The organism is Flavobacterium sp., from assembly GCF_044360715.1.
In the GTDB taxonomy this organism is placed as follows: Bacteria; Bacteroidota; Bacteroidia; order Flavobacteriales; family Flavobacteriaceae; genus Flavobacterium.
The window spans coordinates 13,807-33,965 of the sequence record NZ_JBIKJY010000013.1; the positions used below are offsets into that span (position 1 = coordinate 13,807).

Below are 20,159 nucleotides of genomic sequence, written 5' to 3' on the forward strand. Positions count from 1 at the left end.
ATATAACAAATCAATTCGAAACTTTTTTGTAGAATGATTTCTACAAAACGAGAGGTAGGGAAGGTTGTGAAGTGTTAAAAAACAGTTTTACTCAATAACCAATTCTTTCAATTGCTCGCGGTATTTTTCTAAAATATCCGCTTTGGAGATAAAGCCTATAAATACTTTATTTTGTACCACGGGTAAAATACTTTGTTGTGTGGTTTCAAATGTATTCATAATGGTTTCTATGGTGTCCTCAAAATCAACAACATCTTTATCTTTTACCGGTTGCATTACTTCTGTAATGGAGGTAAATTTTACTTTAAACGCAGAAAATATTATCGGACGGATATCATCCAAATAAATTAAACCTATTAGTTTGTTATCGTCATTTAAAACAGGGAAAATAACATCGTCAGTACTTGCTATTTTTTCAATCAACGATTCTAAAGTTTTAGATTCGGTAACAGTATTAAAATTATTGTTAATCAATCGTTTCACATCAATAGATTGTAATATATTTTTGTCTTTATCATCCGTAAAAACGTCGCCTTTATCGGCAAGGTTTTTAATGTCAAACGAGTACGGTTCAAAGTGTTTTGAAATAGCAAAACTTATAGAAGATACCAACATTAAGGGCACCATTAAACTATAACCACCCGTAATTTCAGCAATTAAGAAAATAGCAGTTAATGGCGAGTGAAACAAACCACTTAATACACCAGACATTCCCACCAAAGTGAAATTACTAATAGGCAAATTTGTAATTTTTAGCATATTAATAAAATACGCGGTAGAAAACCCCAAATACGAACCCACAAACAAAGAAGGGGCGAAGTTACCACCATTTCCACCCGCACCTAAAGTAATTCCTGTCGCAAAAACTTTAAACAATAGGGTTAGGGTAATGAAACCAAAAATAATCCATTTGTTCGATTCAAATTTTTCTAAAAGGGTATTTTCTAATAGTTTTTCTGGCTGATTGGCGGCTAAAAGCTTAATCCCTTCGTATCCTTCACCAAATAAACTGGGAAATATAAAAATTAATATTCCTAAAATTAAGGCACCAAACAAGGCTTTTCGGTAGGTGTTTTTACTTCGTGTAGCGAAAAAATGTTCCACTTTTCTAAAATTTCTGGCATAATGAATGGAAACAAACCCAGACAAAATTCCTAAAATAATGTAAAACGGAATGTTCTTAGAATTAAACTCTTGTATCGATTTAAAGCTAAATAAAGCATCTTCATTTAATAATAACATCGAAACGATAGAACCTGTTGCGGCACTAATTATTAAGGGTGTAAAAGCCGTAATACTTATTTCTGTTAAAACTACTTCAATAGCAAACAAAACTCCTGCAATAGGCGCGTTAAAGGCAGCAGCTATTCCGGCAGCGACACCACAAGCCAAAAGTAAGGTTCTGTCTTTGTAACTTAATCGGTATTTTAAGGCATAATTACTACCAAAAGCCGCTCCAGTAATCGTAATTGGCGACTCCAATCCAGCACTTCCGCCCATACCCACGGTTAACGAACTGGTAATTATTTGCGCATACATTTGTTTGTCTGGCAATACGCTGCGCTTTTTGGCAACCGCATACATAATTTGAGACGTGCCTTTTTGTATGTTTCCGTTTAAGAAATTTTTAATTACAAATACCGTTAGTAAAATACCAATAATAGGCAAGGTACTTTTACTGTAAGGTAAATGCAGTTTTGTATTTAAATACTGTGAAAATAAAAAGACATTGTGTGCAAACGTTTTTAGTACAATTACCGCCAAAGCAGCTGATAATCCTACTAAAACACTTGAGATATACAAAAACTGACGTGGCTCTAAAACCGACTTCAGTTTAGAAAAATAGTTTTCAAAAAAATGCGCTATTTTTTGTATTCGCTTTAACACAAGGTTTTTTTTTAGAATGGCTAAAATACGCTATTTTTTTAAAATAATTGGCACTTTTTTACGCTGAAAATTGCAAATTATATGATTTTTCTAATGGCTTCTTTCTTGCTTAAGGGTTTTAAATTGGTGCTGTTTACATAATGTAATACTGCAGTTGGATTTACCGAACCGTATTCGCGTAAAGCCCAGCCAATCGCTTTTTGAATGAAAAATTCAGTAGAATGTTTGTGTTTTTCGCATTCGGAACGCAGTAACTCAAAATCTGTACTTTTTTTATATCCCAATTGAAAAATAATAGCTGTTCGGTTGAGCCACATTGCCTCTGAATTGGAAAACTTTTCAATAATTTCGAGTGTTTTTTCTGGGAACGCTTTTAAATAGCCACCCACAGCATATTTAGCCAACGTATCTACGCTGTCCCACCAAGAATTAGTAAGCAGTAATTTTTCAATTAAAACGATATCTTCAATTTGGTACTTGTTTTTTATTTCTTTTAGAAAAATATCAATAGCTGCGTGATGCATTTCTCGTTGCGGCAGTTGGTATAATTCCCAACATATGGCTCTAAAATTTGTTTTAATTTCATCTTTAAAAATGGAAGTGCAATTTTTCAGAATATCACGTCTGGATTGGGTTTGAATGCCGTAAAAAGGAAAATTATTTTTTAAATAATCACTTTGCTTTTTTCCGTAGGCCACATTTTCATTGGCTTCAAATTGTTGCTTAATTGTAGTAACAAAACTCATTTCTTAATGTATCTAATTCTAATTTAGTTTGATGTTGTAATGCTGTAAAAAAAGCTAAAAATTCTTGTTCCAATTCAGTATAAAATTCCTTTACTTCATTTATGGCTGCGGGCATATTTACTCGGTTTTTGGTACGATAATCCATTTGAAATAAAATCAATTCCAATCCTTCTAACGATTTATAGCACACCAACCAATTGGTTTTTATCATATACGGTAATAGGTGCTGTGTTTTTGGTGTTAACACATCATACTTGTTTTGTAATAAATTATAAAAGGCATCGGCATATTTTTCTAAAGTAATATTTGAAAAAAGCGACCAGTTTTTAGCTAAAAAATGATCATAAATAATATCCATAATTACACCTGAATAATGTCCGAATTTCTCGTGCAATCGATGTTTGCTTTTACGATATATTTCGTGAGCATCCGTATACGTGTCAATAAAACGGTGTAATTTAATTCCAATTTGAATCCCAACTGGATACTGCTCATACTGTTTTCCTTTCACAGCATCAGCCATAAAATTACCAACTTTTATGAAATCGTCTTCATCGGAAAGGAATATATGTGCGAGATAGTTCAAAATTAAAGTTTAGGTGTTATTTGGTTGTTCGTTTAAATGTAAAAATGTTTTTTAAACACAGATTTTAGAAATTTTAGAAATTTACATAATTTTTATAATCTGTGTTGCGAAAAAAATTAAAAGTTATTTCTTTCGTAAATATATAAAATACTTTGTATGTTTTATTGCTATCTTATGGTTAACATTTATATTTGTACTTTATTTGGGGTTTACTTCTAAACTGTATAAACCTTTAAACTTTTAAATCTAAAACAATGACATTAATAAAATCTATATCGGGAATTCGAGGAACTATTGGTGGTAAAGTAGGCGATAACTTAACGCCTGTAGATGCGGTAAAATTTGCATCAGCTTATGGTACTTTTTTGAAAAATAATTCGAACGTTACCGATAGAAAATTAAAAGTTGTAATTGGTCGTGATGCGCGTATTTCAGGACCTATGATACATAATTTAGTCCAAAATACTCTTTTAGGTTTAGGAATTGATGTTATCGATTTAGGACTTTCTACCACGCCAACAGTTGAAGTAGCGGTACCAATGGAACAAGCCGATGGTGGTATTATTTTAACGGCTTCTCACAATCCGAAACAATGGAATGCTTTAAAATTATTAAATGCCAAAGGCGAATTTTTAAGTGGGGCAGAAGGTGCTAAAATATTAGAAATTGCGGAGGCAGAAGCGTTTGATTTTGTAGATGTTGATAGTTTAGGAGAAGTTACGGTTAACGATGCCTATATGGATATTCATATTGATGAAGTATTGGAATTGCCTTTAGTAGATGCCGATTTAGTGAAAACTAAAAAATATAAGGTTGTTGTAGATGGAGTAAATTCTTCTGGAGGTATTGTCATTCCTAATTTATTAGAACAAATGGGCGTGGAAGTGGTGAAATTATATTGCGAACCAAACGGACATTTTCCACACAATCCAGAGCCATTAAAAGAACATTTAACGGATATCTGTAAACTAGTTTTAGATGAAAAAGCCGATTTCGGAATAGTAGTAGACCCAGATGTGGATCGTTTGGCTTTTATTTCAAATGATGGTGAAATGTTTGGCGAAGAATATACGTTAGTGGCTGTTGCCGATTATGTTTTGAGTAAAACACCAGGAAATACCGTTTCTAATATGAGTTCGTCTCGAGCGTTACGTGACATTACTGAGAAACACAATGGAAGTTACCAAGCTAGTGCCGTTGGCGAAGTGAATGTTGTTGAATTAATGAAAAAAACCAATGCCATTATTGGTGGTGAAGGAAATGGTGGTATTATTTATCCAGAATTACATTACGGAAGAGATAGTTTGGTTGGAGTAGCATTGTTTTTAACGTATTTGGCGGGTCAAGATAAAACGGTTGCCGAATTACGTGCCAGCTATCCGCAATATTATATGAGTAAAAATAAAATTGAATTAACACCACAAATCGATGTGGATGCCATTTTAGAAGCGTTAACTACAACTTATAAAAATGAGCAAATTAGTACTATAGATGGAGTAAAAATTGATTTTGCTACCGAATGGGTGCATTTAAGAAAATCAAATACAGAACCCATTATCAGAATTTATACAGAAGCACCAACACAACAAGAAGCGGATGTTTTAGCTGAACGTTTTGTAAAAGAGCTGAAAGTAATTGCTGGGATATAGTTAAAGAAATTAAACCTGACAGGTTTTTGAAACCTGTCAGGTTTGAAATATAAAAAAAACCGTCAAGTTTTAACGTGACGGTTTTTTTTATTTAGATGCTGAAACGAGTTCAGCAAGACATATGGTATTATATATGAATCACTTCATCATAAGCAGCAGCAACTGCTTCCATAACGGCCTCACTCATAGTAGGGTGTGGGTGAACGGTTTTTAAAATTTCGTGTCCTGTAGTTTCAAGTTTTCTTGCTACAACTGCTTCTGCAATCATATCAGTAACACCTGCGCCAATCATATGACAACCCAACCATTCTCCGTATTTTGCATCGAAAATTACTTTTACAAACCCGTCAGTAGTTCCAGCAGCTGTAGCTTTTCCTGATGCTGAGAACGGGAATTTTCCTACTTTAATATCATATCCTTTTTCTTTAGCTGCTTTTTCAGTTAATCCAACTGAAGCAATTTCAGGAGTAGCATACGTACAACCTGGAATGTTTCCGTAATCTAATGGTTCTACGTGCATTCCAGCTATTTTTTCTACACATAAAATTCCTTCAGCAGACGCCACGTGTGCTAAAGCCTGACCAGGAGTAATATCTCCAATTGCATAATATCCAGGTACATTAGTTTGGTAGAAATCGTTTACTAAAATTTTATCTCTATCTGTAGCAATACCCACTTCTTCTAAACCAATGTTTTCAATGTTTGTTTTGATACCAACTGCAGAAAGTAAAATATCTGCTTCGATAACTTCTTCACCTTTAGCCGTTTTTACTGTTGCTTTCACGCCTTTTCCTGTAGTATCAATTTTCTCTACAGATGAATTGGTCATAATAGTCACACCTGCTTTTTTCATAGAACGTTCCATTTGTTTTGAAATGTCTTCGTCTTCAACAGGTACAATATTTGGCATAAATTCTACAATAGTAACTTGCGTTCCCATTGCGTTATAAAAATGAGCAAATTCCACTCCAATTGCTCCAGAACCTACAATAATCATAGATTTTGGTTGCGTTGGTAATGTCATTGCTTGTCTGTATCCAATTACTTTAACACCATCTTGTGGTAAGTTTGGTAATTCACGAGAACGTGCACCAGTGGCAATAATGATGTTATCAGCAGAATATTCTGTAACTTTTCCATCAGCGGCAGTTACATCAATTTTTTTGCCTGGTTTTACTTTTCCAAAACCATCAATAACATCAATTTTATTTTTTTTCATTAAAAACTGAACACCTTTGCTCATTCCACCTGCCACATTACGTGAACGGGCAACCACAGCATTAAAATCTTTATCTACGTTATCTACTTTTAATCCGTAGTCGGCAGCGTGTTTTAAATAATCGAAAACTTGAGCAGATTTTAGTAAGGCTTTTGTTGGAATACACCCCCAATTTAAACATACCCCACCTAAATTTTCTTTTTCAATAACGGCAACTTTAAATCCTAATTGTGAGGCTCTTATTGCTGTAACATATCCACCAGGACCACTTCCTAAAACTATAATATCGTATTTCATTTTTTTTGTGTTTTGTATCTTAATTTTCTTGTTGCGAAATTAGTAAATATTTATTTATTTTTTATGTATTTTTTTTAGTTAATAGGAAAAAGGCATTTGGTAAAAGGTAAAAGGAAATGGTTAAAGTCTTTGGACTATTCTCTATATTCTATTCTCTATACTCTATATTCTATGCTCTATTATCTGTTTTTTCAAATTGGGCTTCATATAACTTTTTATAAAAACCATTTTCAAGTTGAACTAATTCATTGTGTTTGCCTTTTTCAACAATTATACCTTTGTCCATAACTATGATAGTATCCGCATTTACAATAGTTGCCAAACGGTGCGCAATGATAATAGACGTTCTTCCTTGGGTTAATGTAAGTGTTGCTTTTTGAATTAATTCTTCCGAGTAGGAGTCAATTGATGAAGTGGCTTCATCTAAAATTAGTATACTTGGATTGCTAATATAAGCTCGTAAAAAAGCAATTAATTGTCGTTGTCCAGAAGATAACATCACGCCTCGTTCTTTTACATCATAATCATATCCGTTAGGTAACGACATTAAAAAATCGTGAACACCAATTTTTTTGGCTGCTTCATACACCTGTTCTCTTTTGATACTTTCATCAAAAAGCGTAATGTTATTATAAATGGTATCGGCAAATAAGAACACATCTTGTAATACCATAGCGATTTCATTTCTTAACGTTTCTAAAGTAAAATCGTTAATATTGATGTCGTCAATTAATATTTTTCCAGAATTTATTTCGTAAAAGCGATTCAGTAAATTGATAATAGTTGTTTTTCCAGCTCCAGTGGCCCCAACAATAGCAATTGTTTCACCAGCTTTTACTTCTAAATGTATGCCTTTTAAAATTTCTTCATCTTTTAAATAACCAAATCGCACGTTATCAAAAAGTATGTTTCCTTTAAATGTATCCGCATCAATTGTTCCGTTGTCTTGCACTTCTGAATTCGATTCTAAAATTTCAAAAACTCGGTCTGCCGCCACAATTCCCATTTGCATCACATTAAATTTATCAGCAATTTGGCGTAACGGCGTGTATAGCATAGCAATATACATATTAAAAGAAATTAGTTGCCCTACACTGGTATTGGTGTCGCCATTAATAATAAATAGGGCACCAAAATACACAACTAATCCTAATGTAATACTTGAAACAATATCGGCAATTGGAAAGAAAATACTATTGTATAAAATGTTTTTTAACCACGCTTTGTTATGTTTGTGATTGATTTCCTTAAATTTTTCTAATTCAATTTTTTCTCTATTGAATAATTGTACGATTTTCATTCCTGTTAATCGTTCTTGGATAAACGTATTTAAGTTGGCCACTTCATTTCGTACTTCATTAAAAGCTACTTTCATTTTTTTATTGAAAATATTTGTAGCAATTAAAATAACCGGCATAATTAACAAGACTATGCCAGTAATTTTCCAATTGATTAGTAACATAAAAATTAGCACGATAATCATTTTTAATACGTCACTAATAATCATAAACAAACCTTGACTAAATATACTGGCAATGTTTTCAATGTCTGAAACACATCGTGTAATTAACTTACCAACTGGTTCATTATCGTAATATTTAATTTTGAAACTGGCTAAATGTGCAAATAATTTTTCACGAATTACTTTTACAATATCTTGACCTAACCAACTTGAAATGAAAACAAAAAAGTATTGTGCTACAACTTCTAATAAAAGAATGATAAACATAATGGCTACCAATACTTTTATATTATACGAAGCATTTCCTTCAATTAATACATTGCTAATTAGGTCTAAAAAATAATCTTGAATGACATTGGTTTCTTTGTTGGCAGAAACAAAATATTTATCAATAGTAATGTTTAATATTAACGGACGTAAGCCTGCGACTATCGCTAAAAATATAGCCCAAAATGCTACCGAAAAAAGTTTACTTTTAAAAGGAATAGCATAACGCATTAATTTTTTAAAAGATGATGATTTTAAATCGCTCATTTGGCTTATAGTTTTTTGAAGGCTAAATATACGGATATTTTACTTTTGTTAAATACAATCCGTGAGCTGGAACAGAAAATCCTGCATTATTTCGGTTTTTACTTTCAATAATGATTCTAAAATCGGATAAAGATGTTTTATGAATACCCACATTTATTAGCGTTCCTACAATAGCTCGTACCATATTCCGTAAAAATCTATCGGCAGTAATGGTAAAAATAATCTGATTTCCGTTTTGTTGCCAATGTGCTTCTGAAATTTTACAATTAAAGGTTTTAACATCGGTATGAATTTTAGAAAAGCATTCAAAATCAATATATTCAAATAGAATTTTGCAGGCGTCATTCATCAAATTTAAATCTAATTTATGATGTACTTTCCAACTGCCATCTGCATTAAAAACATCTTTAAAAGTAGTGATATGATATTCGTATGTTCTACTAATGGCATCAAATCGCGCGTGCGCATCAGGTTGTACTTCAATAACATTAAAAATGGCAATATCTTTTGGTAAAAATGAATTTAGCTTTTGAATAGTAGTAGGAATGTCAAATTCAATTTCTGTATCAAAATGGGCGAACATTTGTTTGGCATGTACACCAGAATCGGTTCGTCCTGCGCCAACAATTTCAATTTTATCTCGAAGTACTAAAGATAAAGCCGTATCTAAAGTTTCTTGTATTGAAATGGCATTCGGTTGTATTTGAAACCCAAAATATTCTTTTCCGTTATATGCAAATTCAATGAAGTATCTCAATGTGTTTGATTTTGATTGACAAAAATAATGTTTTTCAATGGCAATATCAAATTCAATTTTTTAAACACAGATTGGAGAAATTATTAAAATTATTAAAATTTCTCCAATCTGTGTTTTAACTGGCTATTTTAAATCATACTTTTGTAATATGAAAAAAATATTACTCCTTTCAGATACGCATAGTCATATTGACGATACGATTTTAAAATATGTAAAATTAGCTGATGAAGTATGGCACGCGGGTGATATTGGAGATTTAAAAGTTACTGATACTATCAAAAAGCTTAAACCTTTACGTGCTGTTTTTGGAAATATTGACAATCATGAAGCACGTTTGGAGTTCCCTTTAAATAACCGATTTTTATGTGAAGGTGTTTCTGTTTTAATTACTCATATTGGTGGCTACCCTGGAAAATATAGTCCTGCTATTCGAGAGGAAATTACTCAAAATCCACCCAAGTTATTTATTTGCGGTCATTCACATATTTTAAAAGTAATGTTCGATAAAAAACTCAATTGTTTGCATATGAATCCCGGTGCAGCTGGTATTTCAGGATTTCATCAAAAAAGAACGATGTTACGATTTGAAATTGATGGGGATAAGATTCAAAGTTTGGAGGTTATTGAAATAGGAGACAAGTAGCTTCGAGAGCCTCAGCTACCAGGATATTAATTTACGATTATCATATTGTTGGCTGAGGCACTCGAAGCCAAAAATAAATAAGTAAGCTGAGGCACTCGAAGCCAACAATGAAATTCAAAATATATAATAGTAGCTTCGAGAGCCTCAGCTACCATTTAATTAATTTATAACTACCACAATGTTAATTCACGGATTCCAATTGATGGCTGAGGCACTCGAGCCAACAATATTAATTAATCGAAATATTCGAAACCAAACTCATATAAAACGAAAATCCGCTTTGATTTCTCAAAACGGATTTTCTACGCACTAATAAGCTAAGATGATAGGTTTATCGTATTCTGTCCACAGATTTTACGAGATCTTCGTCCCTTTTAATTGCTTTGTTGGCCAAAGCAAGAAAAACGATAGAAAAAATTGGTAGAAGCATCCCAATACCCTTCTCAGAAACTTTCGCTTCTCCAGATAGACTTAGTGAATGATATACTAATAATCCTATTATAATAAAGTTTAATATCATATTCAGTCTGTTTAACACAAACTGGTTTTGTCTTTTTTTAAAACTAAAAATACTTAGAACTGCTAAAATTGCAGAAATCAAAAACAATCCTATATATATTGTATTGGAATTCGCATATACGTCTAATTTACTTTCAGTTATCCAAATTTTAATAAAAAAAGGAAGCACACCTGAAATCAGCATACACAGTAACAAATATATCGTTTGAATTCTTTGTAACATTTTTAATTTTTATAACAACAAAAATAAGTTTTCTTTTTTTAAAAAACTATTGTTTTATAATAAAATATTCGTATTATTGCATCAAATAATCGTAAGTACTTCATATACGATACTTTAAAAAAGCAAAAAAATCTCATCACAGTTTTTTTATTATATTAAGATTAAAAAAATCAATCAACATTTATGTTTGACACATCTACATTAAAAGGGATGAAACTCTCTGATTTGCAAGAAATTGCCAAAGTAGCTAATATTCAAAAATTCAAAACTTTAAAAAAAGACGAATTAATTACTCAAATATTAGATTTACAAAATTCATCTGAAGCACCAACTCAAGTTTCTAAACCAGTTAAAAAATCAATTCCTGTATCTAAAGTTATTGAAGAAGCAGTTGAGGAAACAAATGCAAACGAAACTTCAGATAATGAAGCAAAAACACAACGCGCACGAATAAAAAAAGTGGTTGTAAAGCCTACAAATAGAGAGAAAGAAGCCGCTTCTTTTGATTTAGATGCAGAAAAAAAATCTGAATCGTACAGCCAACAACCTAAAGAAGTCGTTGAAAATAATTCAGAAAATACTACTGAAGAAATAAAATCTGAAACTTCAGAGCAAGAAAAAACCAATACCAATCCCAATTTCAAAAAGAATAACAATCCGAAGTTTGCAAAAAACAACGGAAACAAAAACTTTCGTGAATCGGATTTTGAATTCGATGGAATTATTGAAAGTGAAGGGGTTTTAGAAATGATGCCAGACGGATATGGTTTCTTACGTTCTTCGGATTATAATTATTTAGCCTCTCCAGATGATATTTATTTATCACAATCACAAGTTCGTTTATTTGGATTGAAAACGGGAGATACTGTAAAAGGTGTGGTTCGCCCACCAAAAGAAGGAGAGAAATTTTTTCCTTTGGTTCGCGTATCAAAAATTAACGGACACGACCCTCAAGTCATTCGTGACCGAGTTTCATTTGAACATTTAACACCACTTTTCCCTGAAGAAAGATTCAATTTATCAGGAAAAAACACATCTATATCTACACGTATTATCGATATGTTCTCACCAATTGGTAAAGGACAACGTGCGATGATTGTGGCACAACCAAAAACGGGTAAAACGATGTTATTAAAGGATATTGCTAACTCAATAGCGGCCAATCATCCTGAAGTATATTTAATTGTTTTATTAATTGATGAACGCCCAGAAGAAGTTACCGATATGCAACGTAGTGTGCGTGCCGAAGTTATCGCTTCTACGTTTGATGAACCTGCAGACCGTCACGTAAAAGTAGCAAACATTGTTTTAGAAAAAGCAAAACGTTTGGTAGAATGCGGACACGATGTAGTGATTTTATTAGATTCGATTACACGTTTAGCAAGAGCCTATAATACGTGTCAACCTGCATCTGGAAAGGTATTAAGTGGAGGAGTTGATGCGAATGCATTACAAAAACCTAAACGTTTCTTTGGAGCAGCTCGTAATATTGAAAACGGTGGTTCGTTAAGTATTATCGCAACTGCATTAACAGAAACCGGTTCTAAAATGGACGAAGTTATCTTTGAAGAATTTAAAGGAACAGGTAATATGGAATTACAATTGGATAGAAAAATATCTAACAAACGTATTTTCCCAGCTATCGATTTGGTTTCTTCAAGTACGCGTCGTGATGATTTATTATTAGACAAATCTACATTACAACATATGTGGATTTTACGTAAATACTTATCGGATATGAATCCAGTTGAAGCAATGGAATTTATCGAATCTCGTATCAAACGTACTAAAAACAACGAAGAGTTTTTAATTTCTATGAATGATTAGAAATTGATAACAAAACAAATAAAAAAGCCGATTTTCAGATGATAATCGGCTTTTTACTTTTATAAAAAATACTTTACTTCAATCCAGCGATACTTTGCTCTATAGTTGTAATTTTTGCTAAAGCATCTGCTTCTTTTTTGCGTTCGTTAGCTATTACTTGTTCAGGCGCACCCGCTACAAATTTCTCGTTAGATAATTTACCTTGAACCGATTTTAAGAAACCTTTCGTGTAATTTAATTCTTCTGTTAATTTTGCAATTTCTGCTTCTACATCAATGTTTCCAGTAATTGGAATGAAATATTCGTTAGATTTTACTCGGTACGATAACGCACCATCTACTTTTTCAGTAACATATTTTAAGTCGGTAATGTTTCCTAATTTCATAATGATAGAATCGAAATAATTCGACGCTTTTTCATTGTTCACTACTCTTAATTCAATTACATCTTTAAATGGAATATTTTTATCTTTTCTAATGGTTCTTATTCCAGAAATAACATCGGTGGCAAAATCAAAATCAGCAATTAATTTTGAATTTACAGAAGTCATTTTCGGATATTCAGCAACAATTAGCGCTTGTTCTGGTGTTCTTTCTGTAATATGTTGCCAAATTTCCTCCGTTAAAAATGGCATAAATGGATGTAATAATTTCAAATTATTTTCTAACATTTCAATGGCTTTGTCAAAAGTAGCTTTATCAATCGGTTGTTGATAAGCAGGCTTAATCATTTCTAAGAACCAAGAACAGAAATCGTCCCAAACTAGCTTATAAGTCGCCATTAAAGCTTCAGATAATCTGTATTTTTCAAAGTTATCTTCAATTTCTAATAAGGTTTGTTGCAGTTTTGCTTCGTACCATTCAATGGCTACTTTTGAAGATTCTGGTTGCGAAATGGTTTCAGAAACTTCCCAACCTTTAATCAATTTAAATGCATTCCATATTTTATTGGTAAACGCTTTTCCTTGATTGCATAATTCTTCATCAAATAAAATATCATTTCCTGCAGACGCACTTAATAATAATCCTACACGAACGCCATCAGCTCCAAATTTTTCAATTAAACCAAGTGGTTCTGGAGAATTCCCTAATGATTTAGACATTTTTCGTCCTTGACTATCACGAACTAAACCTGTTAAATACACATTTTTAAAAGGTTTTGCATCGGCATATTCGTAACCTGCAATAATCATACGTGCCACCCAGAAAAATAAAATATCTGGACCTGTAACTAAATCGTTAGTTGGGTAATAGTATTTGAAATCTTCATTTTCTGGATCCATAATTCCACCGAAAACAGCCATTGGCCATAACCAAGAAGAAAACCAAGTATCAAGTGCATCAGCATCTTGCTTTAAATCGTTTATAGTTAATTGTTTATTGTTTGTTGCTTGTTGAGCTAAAGCTAAAGCTTCTTCTTTTGTTTCTGCTACAACGAAATCCTCTTTTCCATCTCCATAGAAATAGGATGGAATTTGTTGTCCCCACCACAATTGACGAGAAATATTCCAATCGCGAATATTATTTAACCAATGTGCATACGTATTATTGAAACGATTAGGATATAATTTTATTTCGTCAGATTCTAAAACCGCATGAATGGCTGGCTTAACCAAATCTTCCATTTTCAGGAACCATTGATCAGATAAACGAGGTTCGATGACACATTTCGTTCTTTCAGAAGTTCCAACGTTGTTAGTGTATTGTTCTACTTTATCTAAAGCATTAATTGAAGTTAATTCTGCTTCAATTTCTGTACGAACTACAAATCTATCTTTCCCTTCATAATGCAATCCGAACGAGTTTAAAGTGGCATCTTCATTAAATATATCAATGATTTCTAAGTGGTGTTTGTCACCTAAAGTTTTATCGTTTACATCGTGAGCTGGTGTTACTTTTAAACATCCTGTACCGAATTCTAAATCGACATATTCATCTTCAATAATTGGAATTACTTTTCCAGAAATAGGCACAATAGCTCTTTTTCCTTTTAATTTGAAATGTCTTTCATCATTTGGATTGATACAAATAGCAGTATCACCGAAAATAGTTTCAGGTCGAGTAGTAGCAACTACCAGAAATTGGGTATTGGGTGTTAGGTTTTGGGTATTTTCTTCGTCAAGAATTTGATATTTGATGTAATATAATTTTCCTTGACGTTCTTCAAAAATTACTTCTTCATCCGACAACGTTGTTTTTGCTTCCGGATCCCAATTTACCATTCGGTACCCTCTATAAATAAGACCTTTGTTGTATAAGTCTACAAATGAACGGATTACAGAAGCCGACATATCTGGATCCATAGTAAATTTAGTTCGATCCCAATCACAAGAACATCCTAATTGTTTTAATTGTTCTAAGATGGTTCCACCGTATTTGTCAGTCCAATCGTATGCGTGTTTTAGGAATTCTTCACGAGTTAAATCTGCTTTATTGATGCCTTCCGATTTTAATTTCGCAACTACTTTTGCTTCGGTAGCAATAGAGGCGTGGTCTGTACCAGGCACCCAACACGCATTGAAACCTTTTAATCGCGCACGACGTATTAACACATCTTGAATAGTGTTATTCAACATATGCCCCATATGTAATACTCCGGTTACGTTTGGTGGAGGAATTACAATAGTATAGGGTGTACGATGGTCTGGAGTGGAATGAAAATAATTGTGTTTCATCCAATAGTCGTACCATTTTTGTTCTACGGATTTGGCGTCAAATTGGGCTGGTATCATTTATATTGTATTAATTGTAAGTAATTGCGTCTTTTGGTATACTTTTTGAAATCTATCTGCAAAAGTAATTATATAAAACAGAATAAAAAAAATGTATTTACTTTTTGTTAGTTAGTTTAAATAACATATTTTTACAATTCTCAAATTAATATAAAATGAAAAAGGTAGTACTTATTTTAGGTTTAATGGTAACCAGTTTATCAGCTTATGCACAAAGTGGTGCAAAAATTGAATTCAAAGAAGAAACCATTAATTATGGCGAGGTATATAAAGGGGTTGATTCAGGAAAAAGAACTTTTGAATTTACCAATACGGGTGATATGCCTTTAATTATTAAAGATGCGAAAAGTAGTTGTGGATGTACGGTGCCTACTAAACCTACAGAACCAATTGCTCCAGGTAAAACAGGCGTTATTGAAGTACAATACAATATGAATCCAGGGCCTATTAGTAAAACAATTACAGTTGATACTAATGCGGTTAATAAAGAAAACGGAATGGTTGCCTTACGAATAAAAGGAACAGTTTTAGTAAAAGAAGAAAAAAGTATTTTAGAAAAAAAATCCGCAGGACCGCTTTCTAAATAATAAAACATAGTTAAAATAAAAAAGCCAGAATATTTATTCTGGCTTTTTTTTTGTTTCTATAATTTGATAATTACCAAACTAAGTTTACTTTTAATTCAAATTCATCACTAATTGTTTTGTCTCCTAAATCTGAGAAAAACGAACCAGAATTGTATTTGATATCGTATTTTGTTCTGTCTACTTTTAATGTAGTAGTTGCAGTGTTTCCTTTTACTGTAATATCAAAAGTAATTGGTTTTGTAATTCCTTTGATAGTTAAATCAGCAGTTACAGTATATAAACCATTTCCTTTTCCACTAATTGTTTTAAAAACTAAGTTAGCTGTTTTATGTTTTTCAACACCAAAAAAGTCTTCAGCTTTTAAATGTTTGTCTAAACTTTCTTTTCCTTGACCTGGTTTTAAATCGGTAGTGTTAATTGAAGTCATGTCAACAGTAAATGTTCCACCTTGTAATACTTTTCCTTTAAATACTAAAGCACCACTTTGTAAACCAATAGTTCCTGTGTGCGAACCTGTTACTTTTTTACCTGTCCAAACGATTCCGCTTTTTGCTGCATCGATTTTTTTTGTTTGTTGTGCATTAACTGTAAATGATACCAATGTTACTAATGCAATTGCAATTGTTTTTAAATTTCTCATGTTTGTTAAATATTTAGTTATTAAATTGTTTCAAATAATTCTGTAATTGGTTTTCTTACTTTTGCATAATGTTGGGTCTCATCTTCATCATGTCTATAACCTATTGTTGCTACTAACGTCGCGTGTAATCCTTTTTCTTTAAGGCCTAAAATTTCGTTATATTGTTCTGGTAGAAATCCTTCCATTGGTGTCACATCAATTTTTAATTCAGCGGCAGCGTTTAATAAGTTGCCTAATGCTAAATAGGCTTGCTTTTGCGCCCAAATCAATTGTTTTTCTGGAGTTAAAGTAGAAATATTTCCAATCATAAAATCAGCATATCCTTTTACGCTATCAAATGGAATGTTTCTCGTTTTTGCCATGTTTTCGGCAAATCGAGTAATGTATTCTGCATCCACATTGGTTTCACTTGCAAAAACCAATAGGTGAGAGGCGTCTGTAATTTGACTTTGTCCCCAAGAAGCCGGTTGTAATTGTTTTCTAATTTCTTCATTTTCGATAATTAAAACTTTATACGGTTGTAAACCATACGAAGAAGAAGATAATAGAATAGCCTCTTTTAAAATTTCTAAATCGGAATTAGAGATTTTTTTTTCGCTATTAAATTTTTTGGTAGCGTAACGCCAATTCTGATTTTCAATAAATGTGCTCATAATTAATTTCTGTATTTTTCTAATAAATTATTTAATTGGGTTAACTCTTCTTTTGTTAAATTGCTTGCTAAATTATTTTCATGTTCAATAACAATTGGGTCTAATTTTTCTAATATATGAAGTCCTTTTTCTGTTATTGTTATTTCCATTTTTCTTTTGTTTGACGGACAAATTTTTCGGATAACGAATTCTTTTACAATTAATTTATCAACCAAACGTGTAGTATTGCTATTTTTAGAAATCATTCTTTCTTGAATTACCGACATGTTAGCTGGTTTTCCTTTCTGACCTCTCAAGATACGCAACACATTATATTGTTCGCTCGATAAATCAAATGGTTTTAATATTTCTAAAAAACGATCCGCAATAATGCTTCTTGAAAAAGATAAATTTAAAATTACCTTTTTGGCTAAAGATAATTCTACGGTACTTTTTATTTCTTCTTCAATTTTCATTGCTTCTTTATTTGTAGGTACAAATGTATAATAAATATTTTTATTTGTATATACAAACGTTATTAAATTAATGTTAAATTTTAAAATTTATTCTAAATTATGATTATTATAGATTTGCGCTAAAAAATAAATTTTTATATCTAAATTCTTGTTGTAAATTTGAGGAAAATTATACGTATATGAATTTAGAGCAAAAAGAGTGGTGGGAAGGTTTTTTAACTACTGAAAACGCAGTTATTTTAGATGTAAGAACAGAAGAAGAAGTAGCTAATGGAATTATTCCTGAAGCGATAAATATTGATATATATAAAGGTCAAGGTTTTATTTACCAAGTGGAAGAATTAGATAAAGATAAAACATATTTCGTATATTGCTTAGCTGGAGGCAGAAGTGCCCAAGCGTGTGGTATTATGAAACAATTAGGTTTTGAAAACGTATATAATTTAGTTGGTGGAATTTCACAATGGGAAGGTCCTATTGAAAATTAAATTTAGCAAAGGTGCTTAATGAAGAATTATAAAAATAGTTTTTTTTACCTACTTGTTGTAGGCATATTTTCCGCTTTAATTTATTGGACAATTAAAAACGGAAAATTATTAGAAAAATCGGATGTATTAAAAGTGGCTTCAAACGAAAACTCATATTATCAGGAGTTTTTGGATTCTTTGCATCATAACCTTACGCATCCTTTGGCTATTTTATTAGCACAAATTGTAACGATAATTTTAGTAGCCAGATTTTTCGGGTTGATTTGTAAAAAAATTGGACAACCCTCTGTAATTGGTGAAATTATAGCCGGTATCGTATTAGGACCCTCATTTTTTGGCAGTTATTTACCTGAATTTTCAAATGTATTATTTCCAAGTACATCATTAGATAATTTAAAATTCTTAAGTCAAATTGGCTTGATTTTTTTTATGTTCGTTGTAGGAATGGAATTGGATTTAAGAGTATTAAGAAATAAAGCCAAAGAAGCTGTAATTATTAGTCACGCAAGTATCATTATTCCGTTTACTTTAGGATTGGTATTAGCGTATACGATTTATACCGATTTTGCACCAAAAGGAATTGAATTTATATCTTTCGGATTGTTTTTAGGTATTGCAATGAGTATAACTGCATTCCCAGTTTTAGCACGAATTGTACAAGAACGTGGGTTGCAAAAAACAAGAATTGGCGCTATGGTAATTACTTGTGCCGCAGCAGATGATATTACCGCTTGGTGTTTATTAGCTGGAGTTATTGCAATTGTAAAAGCGGGTTCTATAACAAGTTCGTTATATATTATAGTGCTATCTTTCATTTATGTTGTAGCTATGATAAAATTGGTTCGTCCATTTTTACGACGAATTGGAAACTTGTACGATACTGCTGAGAAAATAACAAAACCTGTAGTAGCCATTTTCTTTTTAACTTTATTAATATCTTCTTATTTAACTGAAATAATTGGAATTCACGCATTATTTGGTGCTTTTGTTGCGGGTGTTATTATGCCAGATAATATGAAGTTTAGAAAAATGTTCATTGAAAAAATTGAAGATGTTTCTTTGGTAGTATTATTGCCATTATTCTTTGTATTTACAGGTTTAAGAACAGAAATTGGATTGCTAAACAGTCCTGAATTATGGAAAGTTTGTGGGTTAATTATTGTTGTTGCTGTAGTAGGTAAGTTTATTGGAAGTGCTTTAGCTGCAAAATTTGTAGGTCAAAATTGGCGCGACAGTTTAACCATTGGAGCATTAATGAATACGCGTGGTTTAATGGAACTTGTGGTGCTAAATATTGGATATGATTTAGGTGTACTAACCAAAGAAGTTTTTGCTATGATGGTGATTATGGCATTGGCAACCACTTTTATGACAGGTCCCGCTTTAAATTTAATTGACTTAATTTTCAAACCAAGAAAAAATAGTATCCCTAACACATCAGATAATTTAGAATATAAAGTGTTGGTTTCATTTGAAAATCCAGAAGATGGAAAACCGTTGTTAAAAGTTGCAAATAACTTTATTAGTTTAGAAAAAGAAAAGCAATCCATAACGGCAATGTATATTTCTTCCACAAATGAGGTAAATCCGTATAAGATAGAAGAATATGAACGCGAAAGTTTTAAACCTGTACTAAAAGAAGCCACTAAGTTAAATCGAAATATTGAAACACTTTTTAAAGCTTCACGCGACATCGATTCGGATATTGTAGAAGTAAGTAATAAAGGGGAATTTAATTTTTTACTTATTAATATTGGTGCTTCAATTTTTGAAGGGACACTTTTAGGAAAAGTATTAGGAATTACATCTAAAATTATAAATCCAGAAAATTTATTAAATACGTTTACTGGAAAAGAGAAATTGTTTGAAGTCAATTATTTTGATGATAAAACTCAAGCCATTATTAATAAAACAGAAGTGCCATTAGGAATTTTTGTAGATAAAGATTTGACTAAAACAGAAAATATTTCTGTAATTTTATTTAATAATGAAGATCAATTTTTATTGGATTACGTAAAATTATTGAAAAAGAATTCACAAGCTAAGATTTCAATTTTTGATACGTATGATATCGTAAATGAAAATAACAAAATTACTCACGAAAATGTGAAAGTGATTCACTCTTCTAAATTAGAGAAAGATTTCTTGAAAGAACAAGATTTATTAATCATGAGTATTGATAGTTGGAAAAAACTAATAGATACAAGAAGTGTTTGGTTAAACAATACACCATCGCTTTTAATAATAAAACCATAA

Annotated in this window: 17 protein-coding genes; 6 read left to right on the forward strand and 11 right to left on the reverse strand. The window is 31.8% G+C overall.

The features are described 5' to 3' along the window. Nucleotides 1–87: 87 nt before the first annotated feature. The 3 genes from ACIQ16_RS05965 to ACIQ16_RS05975 form a co-directional block, all read right to left on the reverse strand. Complete coding sequence (locus tag ACIQ16_RS05965) at nt 88–1,887, reverse strand: chloride channel protein (RefSeq protein WP_396149597.1); 1,800 nt, start codon at nt 1,885–1,887, stop codon at nt 88–90. 77 nt (nt 1,888–1,964) lie between these two features. After that, nucleotides 1,965–2,633, reverse strand: a complete 669-nt coding sequence (locus tag ACIQ16_RS05970; protein ID WP_396149599.1) for a DNA alkylation repair protein — start codon at nt 2,631–2,633, stop codon at nt 1,965–1,967. Then, the gene (locus tag ACIQ16_RS05975; RefSeq protein WP_396149601.1) at nt 2,611–3,219 is read right to left on the reverse strand and encodes an ACP phosphodiesterase; all 609 of its coding nucleotides are present in this window, start codon (nt 3,217–3,219) and stop codon (nt 2,611–2,613) included. Before ACIQ16_RS05975 ends, ACIQ16_RS05970 begins: the two co-directional genes overlap by 23 nt. Nucleotides 3,220–3,473: 254 nt before the next feature. Between ACIQ16_RS05975 and glmM the strand changes: the two genes are divergently transcribed. Next, complete coding sequence (gene glmM / locus ACIQ16_RS05980; protein ID WP_396149603.1) at nt 3,474–4,868, forward strand: phosphoglucosamine mutase; 1,395 nt, start codon at nt 3,474–3,476, stop codon at nt 4,866–4,868. A 127-nt stretch (nt 4,869–4,995) separates the two neighbouring features. On the opposite strand, the gene lpdA is transcribed toward glmM, so the two are convergent. The 3 genes from lpdA to truA form a co-directional block, all read right to left on the reverse strand. Then, entirely contained in the window at nt 4,996–6,384 is a 1,389-nt protein-coding gene (gene lpdA / locus ACIQ16_RS05985) for a dihydrolipoyl dehydrogenase (RefSeq protein ID WP_396149605.1), read from the reverse strand. A 169-nt stretch (nt 6,385–6,553) separates the two neighbouring features. Next, on the reverse strand, nt 6,554–8,380 hold the full coding sequence (locus tag ACIQ16_RS05990) for an ABC transporter ATP-binding protein (protein ID WP_396149607.1): 1,827 nt from the start codon (nt 8,378–8,380) through the stop codon (nt 6,554–6,556). Between the two features lie 22 nt (nt 8,381–8,402). Beyond that, entirely contained in the window at nt 8,403–9,137 is a 735-nt protein-coding gene (gene truA / locus ACIQ16_RS05995) for a tRNA pseudouridine(38-40) synthase TruA (protein WP_396149609.1), read from the reverse strand. A 148-nt stretch (nt 9,138–9,285) separates the two neighbouring features. Between truA and ACIQ16_RS06000 the strand changes: the two genes are divergently transcribed. Continuing rightward, a complete protein-coding gene (locus ACIQ16_RS06000; protein ID WP_396149611.1) occupies nt 9,286–9,780 on the forward strand; it encodes a metallophosphoesterase family protein in 495 nt (164 codons plus the stop codon). A 331-nt stretch (nt 9,781–10,111) separates the two neighbouring features. Here the strand turns inward: ACIQ16_RS06000 and ACIQ16_RS06005 are convergent, their stop codons facing one another. Then, nucleotides 10,112–10,522 carry a DUF4293 domain-containing protein gene (locus ACIQ16_RS06005; RefSeq protein WP_396149613.1) on the reverse strand — a complete coding sequence of 137 codons (411 nt, stop codon included), beginning with the start codon at nt 10,520–10,522 and terminating at the stop codon, nt 10,112–10,114. Between the two features lie 183 nt (nt 10,523–10,705). Between ACIQ16_RS06005 and rho the strand changes: the two genes are divergently transcribed. Then, the gene (rho, locus tag ACIQ16_RS06010) at nt 10,706–12,349 is read left to right on the forward strand and encodes a transcription termination factor Rho (protein WP_396149615.1); all 1,644 of its coding nucleotides are present in this window, start codon (nt 10,706–10,708) and stop codon (nt 12,347–12,349) included. 73 nt (nt 12,350–12,422) lie between these two features. On the opposite strand, the gene ACIQ16_RS06015 is transcribed toward rho, so the two are convergent. After that, a complete protein-coding gene (locus ACIQ16_RS06015; RefSeq protein WP_396149617.1) occupies nt 12,423–15,080 on the reverse strand; it encodes a valine--tRNA ligase in 2,658 nt (885 codons plus the stop codon). Nucleotides 15,081–15,235: 155 nt separating this feature from the next. Here ACIQ16_RS06015 and ACIQ16_RS06020 point away from each other — a divergent pair, with 155 nt between their 5' ends. Then, complete coding sequence (locus ACIQ16_RS06020; RefSeq protein WP_396149619.1) at nt 15,236–15,667, forward strand: DUF1573 domain-containing protein; 432 nt, start codon at nt 15,236–15,238, stop codon at nt 15,665–15,667. Between the two features lie 70 nt (nt 15,668–15,737). Here ACIQ16_RS06020 and ACIQ16_RS06025 read toward each other — a convergent pair whose 3' ends face one another. Genes ACIQ16_RS06025 through ACIQ16_RS06035 form a run of 3 tightly spaced genes read right to left on the reverse strand, consistent with a single transcriptional unit; the run spans nt 15,738 to nt 17,415 of the window. After that, nucleotides 15,738–16,307 carry a YceI family protein gene (locus tag ACIQ16_RS06025; protein ID WP_396149621.1) on the reverse strand — a complete coding sequence of 190 codons (570 nt, stop codon included), beginning with the start codon at nt 16,305–16,307 and terminating at the stop codon, nt 15,738–15,740. 20 nt (nt 16,308–16,327) lie between these two features. Further along, nucleotides 16,328–16,960, reverse strand: coding sequence for an NAD(P)H-dependent oxidoreductase (locus ACIQ16_RS06030; RefSeq protein WP_396149623.1), 633 nt, complete (start codon nt 16,958–16,960; stop codon nt 16,328–16,330). A 2-nt stretch (nt 16,961–16,962) separates the two neighbouring features. Continuing rightward, complete coding sequence (locus tag ACIQ16_RS06035) at nt 16,963–17,415, reverse strand: MarR family winged helix-turn-helix transcriptional regulator (protein ID WP_396149625.1); 453 nt, start codon at nt 17,413–17,415, stop codon at nt 16,963–16,965. Between the two features lie 179 nt (nt 17,416–17,594). Between ACIQ16_RS06035 and ACIQ16_RS06040 the strand changes: the two genes are divergently transcribed. After that, nucleotides 17,595–17,903, forward strand: a complete 309-nt coding sequence (locus tag ACIQ16_RS06040) for a rhodanese-like domain-containing protein (RefSeq protein WP_396149627.1) — start codon at nt 17,595–17,597, stop codon at nt 17,901–17,903. 18 nt (nt 17,904–17,921) lie between these two features. Then, nucleotides 17,922–20,159 carry a cation:proton antiporter gene (locus ACIQ16_RS06045; RefSeq protein ID WP_396149629.1) on the forward strand — a complete coding sequence of 746 codons (2,238 nt, stop codon included), beginning with the start codon at nt 17,922–17,924 and terminating at the stop codon, nt 20,157–20,159.